The sequence below is a fragment of the Psychrobacillus sp. 05T411 genome (assembly GCF_056396485.1).
Map to the genome: position 1 here is coordinate 14,974 of NZ_JBFTLO010000015.1, position 13,360 is coordinate 28,333.

Sequence of the window (13,360 nt, forward strand, 5' to 3'; positions counted from 1 at the left end):
CCCTTTTCAACTACCATTCTATTATACTTGCATTTGTTTGAAAAGTGCAAAAAAAGAAAGACTATCTCATAGAATGAATTTCTACTTTCCTATGAGATAGTCTTTCTATTAATCGTTATAGCTGCAAACTACTTCGCCCACTGCTTTTGCTGCTACTAGTAATGCATCTTCGTCTATATCGAATTTAGGATGGTGGTTAAAATAGGGATTCTCCACTCCTTTTGGTGTGCATGCAATATAGAAAAAGCAAGCAGGGAATTTTTTTGCATAATGCGCAAAATCCTCTGATGGTGACATAGGTGGTACTTCTATCACCTGGGTAATTTCTTGTTCATTCGATTTTTTCAGTACTTCCGCAACTTTTTCCGTTAATTGCKGGTCATTGTATAAAGGCGGGTAATCGGGTTCATATGTCAAATCACAAGTGACCCCGAATTCTTCTTCCAATCCTCTTACAAGACGTTTTACTTCTTTTTCTATTTTTTCTTTCGTTTCATCTGTCATGTACCGAATATCGCCTTCTAGTTCCACACTATCTTTAATGACATTAAATGTACCTGCCCCATCAAACGAACCAATGGTGATAACACCAATTTCAAATGGACTTAATCTTCTACTGATTACTGTTTGAATAGCAGTAACAAAATGTGCGCCTGCAACGATTGCATCATTTGCTAAATGAGGGGACGACCCATGTCCACCTCTACCTTGAATTTTCAATTTCATATAAGCCCGTCCATTAAATACATATCCGGAATTATATCCAACCATCCCAGCAGGACCTATTGGCAATAAATGAATTCCAAAAATCTCCTCTATATCATCAAGTAACCCGGACTCTACAATACTCAGTGCTCCGCCCGGCGGTACTTCTTCTGCATGTTGGTGAATTATTTTGATCGTACCTGAAAGTTCCTCTTTTAGTCGGATTAAGCAATCAGCAAGTACCAATAAATACGCCGTATGGCCATCATGTCCACAAGCATGCATAACGCCTTCATTTTTCGATTTAAATGGTACAGGCGTTTCTTCTACAATTGGTAGCGCATCAAAATCTGCTCTTAAACCAATTGTTTTTCCAGGTTTCGCCCCTTTAATCGTCACAATAATTCCATAACCATTCCCTACATTCGCCGCAATTTCCACATCTTTTCCTACATAAAAATCAATGATATACTGTGCTGTTTTCTCTTCTTTAAAGGATAACTCTGGATTTTCATGCAAATAACGTCGAATAGCTATAATCTCATCTTTGCGTTCATCTAACATGTTCATCAGTTGTTCTCTCATGAAAAAACCACTCCTTATATCGTTTGATTTACACTACTTTTCGACCAGTATTATTAGGCACTAATAGAATAATAGACAATAAAGCAATGACTGCAAAAATCACATTTGTAACGATACCAGCAGTTGCAGCGACATCAATTCCGCTGCTATTTAAGATGACACTATAAACTGTTGCGGAAATCGCTACCCCAAAAGCCCCACCTAAAGAACTGGCCATTTTATAAATTCCCGATGCTACACCAATTTTATCGTCAGGCGCATTCGAAACAGCTGTGTCCGTAGAAGGTGTCGCATATATACCTAATCCTAATCCAAACATCGCAAATCCGATAAAAACAACGATTGTGTATGTTAAACCCGGTAAAAATGTGAGGGCCATTAAAGCAACTCCGATGCCTGTAATAATCGTTCCCCATACCATCGGCTTTTTCGCACCAATTTTTTGAAGAATTTTCTCACCAACTCGAATCATTGCTAAAACAGCTACTAAGTAACCAATCGATAGCATTCCTGATTGAAATGCTGTAAAGCCTCTTCCTACTTGTACATAGGTATTCGCAACAACTAAGGTCCCAGCTACAGCATTTAGTAAGAAGTTAGAAATCGTTGCCCCTGTATATGCTTTGTTTTTAAAAAGTGCAAAATCAATAAGTGGACCTTTTTTGCCCAGTTCGTATTTTACAAAAACGATCATACCCACTATGGTTACAACTATTAATGCCAGTGTTGTAATGCTTGTCCATCCGAGTGAAGCACCTTGCGTGATGAAAATATTTAAGGCGATCATTGTTACAACAAATATACCCAAACCTGTAAAGTCAAACTTGAATGGACCAGTTTGCTCTGCTTTACTTTCAGGTGTATCTTTTATTAAAAACATAGCTAGTAATGCGAAAATAATTGAAAAGATAAAAATCCATTTCCATCCCATATAAGTAGCAATTGCCCCACCGGCAAAAGAACAAATACCAGAACCGCCCCAAGAACCGATCGACCAATAACTAAGTGCTCGTTGTCGATCTTCCCCTTCATAGTAGGCTTTCACTAATGCAATGGTAGCTGGCATAATACACGCCGCCGACAAACCTTGTATCGCTCGACCAATAATTAGTAAGACCGCACCATTTGCAAATACTAAACATAAGGAACCTATAATACTTAAAATTAGACCAAAATTCGTCATTCTCTTGCGACCTAATACATCCGCAAGTCCACCGGCCGCTACGATAAAAATACCAGAGAAAAGTGCTGTCAAGCTGATCGCGATATTAAGTGTGCCTAATTCAACACCTAAATCTTGTTGCACTGCAGGAACAACATTCACCATCGCTTGAGCAAACAACCAGAACGTGATTACACCAAAAACAATTCCAACGAGCAGTTTATTTGTTCCTTGATTATCAGGGCCTTTTGTTGCTGTAACTGTAGTCATGCCAACTCCTCCTTTAGTGTTTTACTGCATGGGAATAAAGAATACTAGATTTCTAATTTAAGCAGCTTCAACCTCCTTTGGTGTCGTTATATATACAGCAAGTAATCCTAGTAAACAGCTAATGACATTAACACTTAAACCAATCATTGCTGCGAAATCAATATTTCCATCTAATTTCAATGTACTAAAAACACTGGAGGAAATAGCTATTCCTAATGATCCTCCCAGCGCACTAGACATCTTATATATACCAGTTGCAATCCCAGTCTTGTTTTCCGGTGAATTAGATACTGCGGTATCAGTAGAGGGTGTGGCATAAAAACCTAAGCCAATCCCAAATAAGGCAAAACCAATAATGACAAATACAATATAAAGCGAATTACTTAAAAACGTTAGAGCCATAAGCGATATTCCTAGCGCACTTATAAATGCACCAAGCATCATCGGTTTCCTTGCTCCAATTTTCTGAAGCACTTTTTCGCCCATTCGAATCATGGATAATATACAAATTAAATAACCGATAGAAAGTAATCCTGTTTCAAATGCTGAAAATCCTCTAGATAATTGAATATAAGTATTAATAACAATTAAAGTTCCTGCAGCGGAATTCATTAAAAAATTGGATAAAGTTGACCAGAATAGGCTTTATTTTGAAAGATGGAGAAATCTATAAAACTTTGATCTTTTTTCTTGATTTCTAGTTGAAAGAATAGAAGTACGGAAGCGATACATATAACCGCAATTATGAGGGTCTTGATGCTAGTCCAACCTAAGCTGGAACCTTGTGTTATCAAGATATTCAAGCTGATCATAGCAATTACAAACGAAATTAATCCAGAAAAATCAAATTTCTTAGATGCGAGAGATACTACTTTTGTTTCGGGGGTTCCTTTTATTAAAAATAAAGAGAATAGTGCAAAAATAATGGAGAATACAAAAATCCAACGCCATCCAATAGAAGTTGCAATTGCCCCACCTATTAACGAACAAAGCCCTGTTCCTCCCCATGAACCAATAGACCAAAAAATGAGGGCTCGCTGTCGCTGTTGGTCCTGATAATAAGCTTTCACAATACTTAGTGTAGCCGGCATAATACATGCGGCTGATAATCCTTGAATTAATCTACCTACTATAAAAGTAATCGAACCTGTTGAAATAATAAGAACGATAGATCCGACAATACTTAGCATTAACCCAATCCTGGTTAACCTAACTGCGCCAAAACGATCGACAAATCCCCCCGCCACTACAACGAATATACCAAAAAATAAAGCCGTTGTGCTTATACCAATTCCAATCATATTAGTATTAATACCTAAATCTTGTTGAATAGCAGGAACTGTATTTAATAGAGCTTGGGCAAAAAGCCAATAAGTTAAAATACCAACACCAATTCCAAAAATTAATCGATCACTACCCTTATATGAATCTTCCAACTGCTCACCCTGTCTACTTTCACTTTTTCTACATTATAAACCTTTTTTGGACAAAATTACAAAAAAACTGAATTTTTAAACCATTTTTTACAAATTAAAATGACTGTAGAGCAGCTCTTTTTTTTCGAGTTGCACTACAGTCTAGTAAATTATTTATAAAGTTCTTCTCTTCTATCCGAAAATACCGGAATGCGCGCTCGAACATCTTCTATTTCTTCCAGATTAATATCGACGATTTGAACACATTCCTCGTCTCCACCATTCCATAAAATTTCTCCCCAAGGTGTTATTACCATGGAATTACCGCCAAATTCATTATGCGGATCGCTTCCCACACGATTCACTGCGATGATAAAGCTTTGGTTTTCAATTGCTCTTGCTTGCAAAAGAATTTTCCAATGATCGATTCGTTTAGTCGGCCACTGCGCCGGAATAAACATGACCTTGGCACCGTTTAACGAATGTGCTCTCGTCCATTCTGGAAAACGCAAATCATAGCAAATGATTCCACCCATTTTAACCCCATCAAGCGTAAATAGATTTTTTTCATTACCTGCTTCAAAGTAAAGATGTTCATCCATCAATTTAATCAAATGGGCTTTGTCATATTCAGCTATGACTTCACCTAAAGTATTAGTAACATACATCGTGTTGTAAAAGTTGTCTCCTTTTTTTATCGAAACTGAACCTCCAACAATATGTACATTTAATTCTTTGGAAAGCTCTGACAATAGTTTTTTTGCTTCTTCTCCGTTCACATCTGCGATTTCTTCTAAACGTGTTAAATCATAACCAGTATTCCACATCTCTGGTAATACCACTAAATTTGCCCCGCTTGCAGCTGCCTCTCGAACCTGTTTCTCTACATTTTTAAAATTTTCTTTTGGCTCACCAAAAACAATATCTGATTGAACACAAGCAACTTTCATCTCGACACCACCTATAGACATAATACTAAAAAGATTATAAGATTTGACTAATATATGCAACTATTAAGAAAAAAGAGGTAATGTACATGGACTTTTCAAATCGATTAAAAAATCTACCAACACAATTTTTTGCGTCACTTGTTCAAAAAGTAACAACCGCTGTTGCAGAAGGAAGAGATGTCATCAATCTGGGACAAGGAAATCCAGATCAACCGACTCCAGAACATATTGTGAAAGCACTACAAGAAGCGGCTGCTAACCCGGGGTCACATAGATATTCCCCTTTTAGAGGGACAAATGATTTAAAACAAGCAGCGGCTGACTTTTATAAACGAGAATATAATGTCGACATAGATCCTCATACAGAAGTAGCCATTATGTTCGGAACAAAAATAGGATTAGTAGAATTACCCCTTGCGATGATGAACGAACAAGAATTGATGTTGCTACCTGATCCAGGTTATCCGGATTATTTGTCCGGCGCGGGTCTTGCAAATGTTCGATTTGATACGATGCCTCTGCTGGAGGAAAATGAATATTTACCAGATTACAGCAAGTTAACGACAGAACAAAAACAAGCTGCAAAATTAATGTATTTAAATTATCCAAATAACCCGACAGGCGCTACCGCAACAAAAGAGTTTTTTGAAGAGACTGTCTTACTAGCAAAAGAGTCGGAGATTGCTATTGTGCATGATTTTGCATATGGGGCAGTAGGATTCGATGGTGTAAAACCAGTAAGCTTCCTGGAAGTAGAAGGTGCTAAAGAAGTCGGAGTGGAAATGTATACACTTTCGAAAACTTATAATATGGCAGGTTGGCGTGTTGGATTCGCAGTTGGAAATGCCAAAATGATTGAAGCGATTAATATTATACAAGATCATTTATTCGTAAGCCTCTTCCCTGCTGTTCAATCTGCAGCGGCAGCCGCGCTTAATGAAAGTCAACAATGCGTAGATGAATTGGTTTCATTGTACGAAGGTAGAAGGAATGCATTAGTCGAAGCGTGTTCGAAAATTGGTTGGGATGTAAAAGCACCAAAAGGCTCCTTCTTTGCATGGTTGCCTGTTGCCAAAGGGTATACAAGTGAAGAGTTCGCAGATTTACTACTAGCTAAAGCCGATGTTGCAGTTGCTGCTGGTAATGGCTTCGGTACATTTGGCGAAGGCTACGTCCGTGTTGGTTTGTTAGTGGATGAAGAACGATTAGTAGAAGCTGTTGATCGAATTGCAAAACTAGAGTTGTTTTAGGAAATATGGCTGTCTCGAAAGTATTACTTTTGGACAGCCTTTTTGTTGACCTCAGAGTGGTTTTCACTCGTTCTCCTTAACCCACAACTTTGACGTGGATATGCGCAACATTTTTAAAAATTGATTAACAATCATCGGCGTCTCACTTCAAGTAAAGAGCTATTTTAAAAATTGGTTGCTTTCGCCGGCAATTTAATTGCTCTCGTGTTGATTTGGTTGCTTTCAAACAAGAATTAGTTGCTTTCAATGATTGGTTTGTTGCCCTATGCCATTTACTGGATCCTAGCATGTGTTAAACTGGAAAATACTTTGTTTTTTAGCGGGTCTGCATTGGTAAGCAAGTAATTTACGACACATTATCCCTATTTCACGTACCAAATAAAAAAGGGATCCTCCAAAAAATCATCTTGGAATCACCCTCTTTCTTATTTCTCGATTCTTCTTGGTTCAGTTGCATTAGCCTCCACTGGATAAAATTGATTGGCCCCTGTTTCTGGATCAAACTTACGATGGAATTCCATACCAGCAACTTCTGCTAGTACTAGGTCCACTGTTATAACCGGGTTTTCACCTTTGATAAAATGACCTCCAAAAACGTTGCCATTTTGGTCACAGATTGACCCGTGAAAATGCGTTTCGTACGCTCCTTCTCTTTTACAAACTACTCCAGTGCCTTGCAAAAATTCAATTGGACCTTCTTTTCTAATCAAATCATTATAGCCAACTCCAATAATAGATGTTTCATTCGGTACTAAATAGACAAATCCACTTCGCTGAAAACTACCAAAACAACTGATAATCGTTGCGTATTCAATATTGTTTTCCGCACACAATTGTTCGATCCCTTCTAGTAAATCTGTTCCGTATACTAATCTAGCCGCTATTGTTTTCCCAAGCTGCCCGGTTGCATAATTGATCCTTACTACTGGCATTTTTTCATCATCCTTGTATGTTTATTTATTGTTAATAACTTTAATGTATACAGGCAGAATATTTCAACTAGAAAAAATAGGTTGACTTCAGTAAGTTGATGTAGTAAATTATATTGCATGGAACTTCTGAATAATTTAATAGTTTTATCTCTTATCAAGAGTAGCTGAGGGACTGGCCCGTTGAAGCTCGGCAACCATCTACATTTTCGAATGTTAGAAAGGTGCTAAATCCTGCAAAACATGTTGTTTTGGAAGATAAGAGAGGACCGATTGTATTTTTGTGCCTCTCTTTCTTTTGGAAGAGAGGCTTTTATATTAATTCTAATTTCCTGATGATTATTTAGGAGGAATTTACAATGAAAAAATTTGGATTATTTTTATCAGGCGTACTATTAACTGGGCTACTCGCTGCATGTGGTGATGACTCTAGTAGTGGAGATAAAGCGTTAGATACGAAAAAATTAGTGGTTGGTGTAACAGCCGGTCCGCATGAACAAATCGTTGAAGTGGCAAAAGAAGTAGCTGCCAAAGATGGGCTAGAAATCGTTATCAAACCATTTTCCGATTACATCCTTCCAAACACAGCATTATCTGAAGGCGATCTAGATGCAAACAGCTACCAACATGGTCCATTTTTGGATACGTTTAACGATGATCACGGTACAGACTTAGTCCCTGTAGGAAAAACTATTTTAAACCCTATGGGCGTGTACTCGGATAAATATAAATCGATTGATGAAATACCAGACGGTGCCACTTTTGCTTTACCGAATGACCCTACAAATGGCGCACGCGCTTTATACATTTTAGAAGAAAATGGGATTATCAAAATTAAAGAAGATAAAAGAGAAACTGCTTCTATATATGACATTGAAGAAAACCCAAAAAATCTAGAGTTTATTGAGCTAGAAGCTGCACAAATTCCAAAGCAATTAAGTGAAGTAGACGTTGCAGCTATCAATACAAATTTCGCACTTGCTGCTGGGATGAATCCAAAAGGAGATTCTATTTTACTAGAGTCATCAAACTCACCTTATGTAAACTATATTGTTGTTCGTGCTGAAAATGAAAATGACCCAACGATTCAAAAATTTGTGAAAGCTTATCAATCAGAAGAAGTAAGACAATTCATTGAAGAAGAGTTTCAAGGTTCTGTATTACCTAGCTGGGATGAGTAAAGATTTTGGAAACGTTGCCGATTTCGGTAACGTTTTCTTTAGAAAGGAAGTAAAGAAATGATCGTACTCGAAAATATTTCAAAAGAATTCAATAGTAAAAGTGGAAAAGTAAAAGCAGTAAATAATGTGAACATTCATGTGAAAAAAGGGGAAATTCACGGTGTTATCGGTTATAGTGGCGCTGGGAAAAGTACACTCATTCGCTGTGTCAATTTACTGGAAAGACCAACAGAAGGAAAAGTATATATAAATGGAGTAGAAACCACTTCCCTTCCCCTTCCGAAATTACGACAAGCTCGCAACAAAATCGGCATGATCTTCCAAGGATTCAACCTCTTAAAAACGGCTACCGTGTACGACAATATTGCGATTCCGTTAAAGCTTCTTGGCTATAATAAAGAKGAAGTACAAAAAAGAGCCGAACAGTATTTGGAGATCGTTGGATTAGCAGACAAACACAAAAGCTATCCAAGTCAACTATCCGGTGGACAAAAGCAACGTGTTGCTATTGCAAGAGCACTTGCACAAGAACCGGAAGTATTATTAAGCGATGAAGCAACAAGTGCACTTGATCCTGAAACAACAGATTCTATTTTAGACCTTCTATTAAAAATAAATAGAGATTTAGGAATTACGATATTGCTCATTACACACGAGATGAATGTTATACAAAAAATTTGTGATCATGTATATGTCATGGAAAACGGGCATGTCGTAGAACAAAATAATGCCATTCAACTATTTACCAAACCTACACATCCTACAACGAAAAAGTTTTTAAATACAATTAGTCAGCGTAATCTATCCCCTGCTTTAATTTCACAACTACATGTGACGGGTAGCGTGACGCGTTTAACATTTGTTGGGGAAAGTGCCGGTAAGCCGCTACTTGCTGAAGTAAGTCAAAAGTTTAATGTGCAACCAAATATTTTAACAGCCAATATTATTGAATTGAAAAATGGCATCATTGGCAACATCGTTATTCATTTAACGGGAGAAAAAGATCAAATAAATGCTGCGTTAACATTTTTAGAGGAACATGGCGTTGGTATTGAGAACTTGGAGGGACAATCATGAGTAGATTCGAGACATTTACAGATCAATGGCTACCCGTTATCGGTAAGTCGGTTGTTGAAACGTTTCAGATGGTTGGAATTTCCTTGTTTTTCGCTGTATTAATAGGGATTCCACTTGGAATTTTAATCGTATTAACAAGACCTGGACAGGCTTTGGAAAATAAGTTTTTATATCAAATTAGTAACTTAGTGATCAATATCCTTCGTTCTATCCCATTTATCATTTTACTATTTTTTATTCTACCATTTACAAAAATGATTGTTGGTACGACTATAGGTGTAAAAGGAGTAATCGTCCCTCTTGTTATTTATACGGCACCGTATATTGCTCGTTTAATGGAGTCCGCATTACTCGAAGTGGAAAATGGTGTAATTGAAGCTTATACCGCAATGGGCATTAAAACAAGATCGATTATTTGGCATGTTCTATTACGTGAAGCACGCCCTTCTATTATTTTAGGACTAACGATATCCACAGTTAGTTTAATCGGAGCAACTGCGATGGCTGGTATGGTTGGAGCTGGTGGTCTTGGTGATGTAGCTTATCGTTTCGGACATTTACGTTATGAAGTCGATGTGATGTATGCCACTGTCTTTATATTAATCGTCATTGTTCAAAGTATTCAGTCCATTGGAAACAGACTTGCCGCTCGATTGAAGAAAGACTAATTGGAGGTTACCATATGTCGAACTATTTATATGTGAAACGTAACGGATCTATTGCAACCCTCGTGATTAATCGTGCAGAAAAGAAAAATTCTTTTTCACTTGCGATGTTTAAGCAGTTAGGTGAAATATTAGATGAATTGGAATTGGATCAACAAATTAAAGTATTAATCTTGAAAGGTGTCGACGAAACTGCTTTTTCAGCTGGCGCAGATATATCCGAGTTTCTGGAAAATCGCTTTTCCGCTCAGAAGGCAAAAGATTATAATGATGCAACGCTAGAATCAATTGAAAAACTGTATCGTTTTCCAAAGCCTACGATTGCTCTTATTAAAACACTTGCCATTGGCGGTGGCTTAGAACTTGCGAACTCTTGTGATTTTAGATTTGCAACTGCTGGTAGTAAGCTTGGCATTACGGCTGCTAATATCGGAATCATTTACAATTTAACAAGCACCAAGCGTTTAGTTAACTTAGTCGGCCCATCAAAAGCGAAGGAATTATTATATACAGCCAAGTTAATCCGTGCCGAAGAAGGAAAAGAAATCGGTTTGATCGATTACGTTTATACAATGGAAGAAATGGAAGAAAAGTGTTTAGAATTTGCCGGACAAATAATTCGTAAATCTTCCGTTGCCAACAATGGGATTAAACAAGTAATCCAATCGATTATCGAAGGAGAAAATGCAGAAACGAAAGAAATCGAACAACTTATTTTAGATTCCTTTAGTTCCGAGGATTATAAAGAAGGAATTGCAGCATTTTTAGAAAAAAGAAAACCTAATTTTTCATAAGGAGGGCTTCGCATGACTAACTTAGATTTGTTGTTAACAAATATTGGTACAAACGAAAAACATCCGATAAATTATAGTGAACTGGAACTTGCCGCTAAAGAAAAATTAGATGTAGGTCCATTTGGATACATACGCTCTTCAGCTGGCGGAGAAGAAACGCTTCGAAAAAATACGGAATCATTTGGGAAATATTCTATCGTACCTAGATTTCTAAACGATGTTTCTACATTGAATACCGAAATCACATTGTTTGGTCAAGTATACCCCCACCCTCTTTTCATCGCACCTGTTGGTATGAACAAGATTGCGCATGAAGAGGGTGAAATAGCTGTATCAAAAGCTGCGGCGAAGTATAACTTCCCGTATATTCAAAGTACTGTATCTAGCTATTCAATAGAAGAAATTGCGGAAGCAACTGAAGGAAGCACAAAATGGTTTCAATTATATTGGTCCGAAAACAAGGAAATCTCTTATAGTTTCGTAAAAAGAGCCGAGAAAGCCGGGTACAAAGCAATTGTCGTAACCGTTGATACAGTTATGCTCGGTTGGCGTGAAGAAGACGTGCGCAACCAATTCTCTCCGCTTAAAAAAGGAATCGCTAAAGGCAATTTTGTAACGGATCCTGTATTTATGGCTTCCCTTCCGGATCAATCGGAAGAGTCGATTATTAATGGTATCGTAGATTATTTATACCACCCTACATTGAATTGGGATGCTATTGCAGAGCTGCGAAAACAGACTTCTTTACCTATTCTTATTAAAGGCATACTGCATCCAGAAGATGCAAAACTGGCAATCGAAAAAGGAATCGACGGCATTATCGTATCGAATCACGGTGGTCGCCAGTTAGATGGAGTTATTGCAAGCATCGATGCACTTTCTGAGATAGTCGAAGCTGTCGACGGGAAAATTCCTGTATTATTTGATAGCGGTATTCGTCGTGGCTCAGATGTTTTAAAAGCTTTAGCACTTGGGGCAACAGCAGTATGCATAGGACGTCCATTTGTATGGGGATTGGCAGCTGGTGGTCAAGCTGGAGTAGAACGAGTACTTGAAAGTTTCCTATCGGAGACAAAAGTGTCTATTTCTTTAAGTGGTGTAAGTCATGTAGATGATCTTCACAAGTTAAAGGTTGTTAAAGGCTAAGGATTTAATAAAGGTGGTTTATTTACGATGGAACAGGCATTAAAAGGAATGAAAGTGATTGACCTATCTCAAGTATTGGCCGGACCATATTGCACGATGGTACTTGGGGATATGGGAGCAGATGTTGTCAAAGTAGAAAAGTTTCCAGCTGGTGATGATACTAGATTAATGGGACCATATATTAATGAAGAAAGCTATATGTATATGATGGTCAATCGCAATAAACGTGGAGTTTGTCTAAACTTAAAAACAGATGAAGGTTTACAGGTTTTATATCAATTAATAAAAGACGCAGATGTTTTTATCGAAAACTATCGTCCAGGTGTTACGAAAAAACTTGGAATCGATTATGAGACCCTAAAATCGATTAACCCTAGTCTCATTTATTGTTCGATTTCAGGTTATGGTCAAACTGGCCCTTATAAAAATAAAGGCKGATTTGATATTATGGCACAAGGGCTATCTGGCATGATCGATATGACAGGAGAACGGGAAGGAAAACCGGTAAAAGTTGGTATCGCTATTCATGATATTGCGGCCGCACAAACGGCAATTCAATCGATTTTAGCTGCTTATATTCACCGTTTAAAAACTAATACTGGACAATATATTGATGTTTCGCTGGTCGATTCTGGACTTGCTTGGACTGTTTGGGAAGCTGCTGCCTATTTCGGAAAAGGCCAAGTCCCTCGTAGAAATGGTACTGCTCATCGTGTTTCTGCTCCTTATCAAGGTTATAAAACAAAAGATAGTTTTATCCTTATTGGCGCGGCTAACCAAAAACTTTGGGAGAAATTTTGTTTATCTGTTGTAGATAAACCAGAATGGATCCGGGATGAGCGTTTCTTAACCAATAGTATTCGGGCACAACATGTAGATGAACTAGAAATAGAAATGGAAAAAGTGTTAAGCAAACAGGATTCAGCCTATTGGTTAGATTTATTGGACAAAAACGGCATTCCATCTGGACCTATTTATTCGTATGATCAAACACTTGCTGACGAACATATTATTTCTAGGGAAATGGTTTTAGATTATGAGCATCCAATTGCTGGTGCGATGAAAACATTAGGCTTCCCTGCTAAGTTTTCAGAAACACCTGGTCAATTTAAGAGCCCTGCCCCCCTTCTCGGTCAACATAATAAAGAAGTATTAGTAGAGCTTGGTTATTCAGTTGAAGAAATTGACTCTTTCCAAAAGAAACATGTCCTTTCGTAGATGAATATTTTTC

At 37.6% G+C, this 13,360-nt stretch carries 11 protein-coding genes, 1 pseudogene and 1 riboswitch; of the genes and pseudogenes, 7 read left to right on the forward strand and 5 right to left on the reverse strand.

Translation table 11 applies throughout. The features are described from left to right. Nucleotides 1-108 precede the first annotated feature (108 nt). The 4 genes and pseudogenes from AC1DFT_RS13095 to AC1DFT_RS13110 all read right to left on the reverse strand — a co-directional run bounded on the left by AC1DFT_RS13095 (nucleotide 109) and on the right by AC1DFT_RS13110 (nucleotide 5,087). A complete protein-coding gene (locus tag AC1DFT_RS13095; RefSeq protein WP_478159199.1) occupies nucleotides 109-1,290 on the reverse strand; it encodes an amidohydrolase in 1,182 nt (393 codons plus the stop codon). A 28-nt stretch (nucleotides 1,291-1,318) separates the two neighbouring features. Continuing rightward, complete coding sequence (locus AC1DFT_RS13100; RefSeq protein ID WP_478159200.1) at nucleotides 1,319-2,722, reverse strand: MFS transporter; 1,404 nt, start codon at nucleotides 2,720-2,722, stop codon at nucleotides 1,319-1,321. Between the two features lie 57 nt (nucleotides 2,723-2,779). Continuing rightward, nucleotides 2,780-4,158, reverse strand: a pseudogene (locus AC1DFT_RS13105) (MFS transporter). Between the two features lie 149 nt (nucleotides 4,159-4,307). Next, a complete protein-coding gene (locus AC1DFT_RS13110; protein WP_478159201.1) occupies nucleotides 4,308-5,087 on the reverse strand; it encodes a carbon-nitrogen family hydrolase in 780 nt (259 codons plus the stop codon). A gap of 86 nt (nucleotides 5,088-5,173) precedes the next feature. Here AC1DFT_RS13110 and AC1DFT_RS13115 point away from each other — a divergent pair, with 86 nt between their 5' ends. Next, a complete protein-coding gene (locus AC1DFT_RS13115) occupies nucleotides 5,174-6,337 on the forward strand; it encodes an aminotransferase class I/II-fold pyridoxal phosphate-dependent enzyme (RefSeq protein ID WP_478159202.1) in 1,164 nt (387 codons plus the stop codon). Nucleotides 6,338-6,762: 425 nt separating this feature from the next. Here the strand turns inward: AC1DFT_RS13115 and AC1DFT_RS13120 are convergent, their stop codons facing one another. Further along, nucleotides 6,763-7,269, reverse strand: coding sequence for a PPC domain-containing DNA-binding protein (locus AC1DFT_RS13120; RefSeq protein ID WP_478159203.1), 507 nt, complete (start codon nucleotides 7,267-7,269; stop codon nucleotides 6,763-6,765). A gap of 148 nt (nucleotides 7,270-7,417) precedes the next feature. Beyond that, nucleotides 7,418-7,531: riboswitch (SAM riboswitch) on the forward strand. Nucleotides 7,532-7,625: 94 nt separating this feature from the next. On the opposite strand from AC1DFT_RS13120, the gene AC1DFT_RS13125 reads away from it, so the two are divergent. Genes AC1DFT_RS13125 through AC1DFT_RS13150 form a run of 6 tightly spaced genes read left to right on the forward strand, consistent with a single transcriptional unit; the run spans nucleotide 7,626 to nucleotide 13,347 of the window. After that, nucleotides 7,626-8,447, forward strand: a complete 822-nt coding sequence (locus tag AC1DFT_RS13125) for a MetQ/NlpA family ABC transporter substrate-binding protein (protein ID WP_478159204.1) — start codon at nucleotides 7,626-7,628, stop codon at nucleotides 8,445-8,447. Between the two features lie 57 nt (nucleotides 8,448-8,504). Then, nucleotides 8,505-9,524: a methionine ABC transporter ATP-binding protein gene (locus AC1DFT_RS13130; RefSeq protein WP_478159205.1), complete on the forward strand. Its 1,020-nt coding sequence runs from the start codon at nucleotides 8,505-8,507 to the stop codon at nucleotides 9,522-9,524. Beyond that, a complete protein-coding gene (locus AC1DFT_RS13135; RefSeq protein WP_478159206.1) occupies nucleotides 9,521-10,192 on the forward strand; it encodes a methionine ABC transporter permease in 672 nt (223 codons plus the stop codon). Before AC1DFT_RS13130 ends, AC1DFT_RS13135 begins: the two co-directional genes overlap by 4 nt. A 14-nt stretch (nucleotides 10,193-10,206) precedes the next feature. Continuing rightward, nucleotides 10,207-10,983, forward strand: coding sequence for an enoyl-CoA hydratase/isomerase family protein (locus AC1DFT_RS13140; protein WP_478159207.1), 777 nt, complete (start codon nucleotides 10,207-10,209; stop codon nucleotides 10,981-10,983). Nucleotides 10,984-10,995: 12 nt separating this feature from the next. Further along, nucleotides 10,996-12,129, forward strand: coding sequence for an alpha-hydroxy acid oxidase (locus AC1DFT_RS13145; protein WP_478159208.1), 1,134 nt, complete (start codon nucleotides 10,996-10,998; stop codon nucleotides 12,127-12,129). A gap of 27 nt (nucleotides 12,130-12,156) precedes the next feature. Next, nucleotides 12,157-13,347, forward strand: coding sequence for a CaiB/BaiF CoA transferase family protein (locus tag AC1DFT_RS13150; RefSeq protein WP_478159209.1), 1,191 nt, complete (start codon nucleotides 12,157-12,159; stop codon nucleotides 13,345-13,347). Nucleotides 13,348-13,360 lie beyond the last annotated feature (13 nt).

Coding starts and splice junctions, on each gene's coding strand:
- AC1DFT_RS13100 (WP_478159200.1), bottom strand. CDS start 2,722: ATGACTACAGTTACAGCAACAAAAGGCCCTGATAATCAAGGAACAAAT.
- AC1DFT_RS13110 (WP_478159201.1), bottom strand. CDS start 5,087: ATGAAAGTTGCTTGTGTTCAATCAGATATTGTTTTTGGTGAGCCAAAA.
- AC1DFT_RS13115 (WP_478159202.1), top strand. CDS start 5,174: ATGGACTTTTCAAATCGATTAAAAAATCTACCAACACAATTTTTTGCG.
- AC1DFT_RS13120 (WP_478159203.1), bottom strand. CDS start 7,269: ATGCCAGTAGTAAGGATCAATTATGCAACCGGGCAGCTTGGGAAAACA.
- AC1DFT_RS13125 (WP_478159204.1), top strand. CDS start 7,626: ATGAAAAAATTTGGATTATTTTTATCAGGCGTACTATTAACTGGGCTA.
- AC1DFT_RS13135 (WP_478159206.1), top strand. CDS start 9,521: ATGAGTAGATTCGAGACATTTACAGATCAATGGCTACCCGTTATCGGT.
- AC1DFT_RS13140 (WP_478159207.1), top strand. CDS start 10,207: ATGTCGAACTATTTATATGTGAAACGTAACGGATCTATTGCAACCCTC.
- AC1DFT_RS13145 (WP_478159208.1), top strand. CDS start 10,996: ATGACTAACTTAGATTTGTTGTTAACAAATATTGGTACAAACGAAAAA.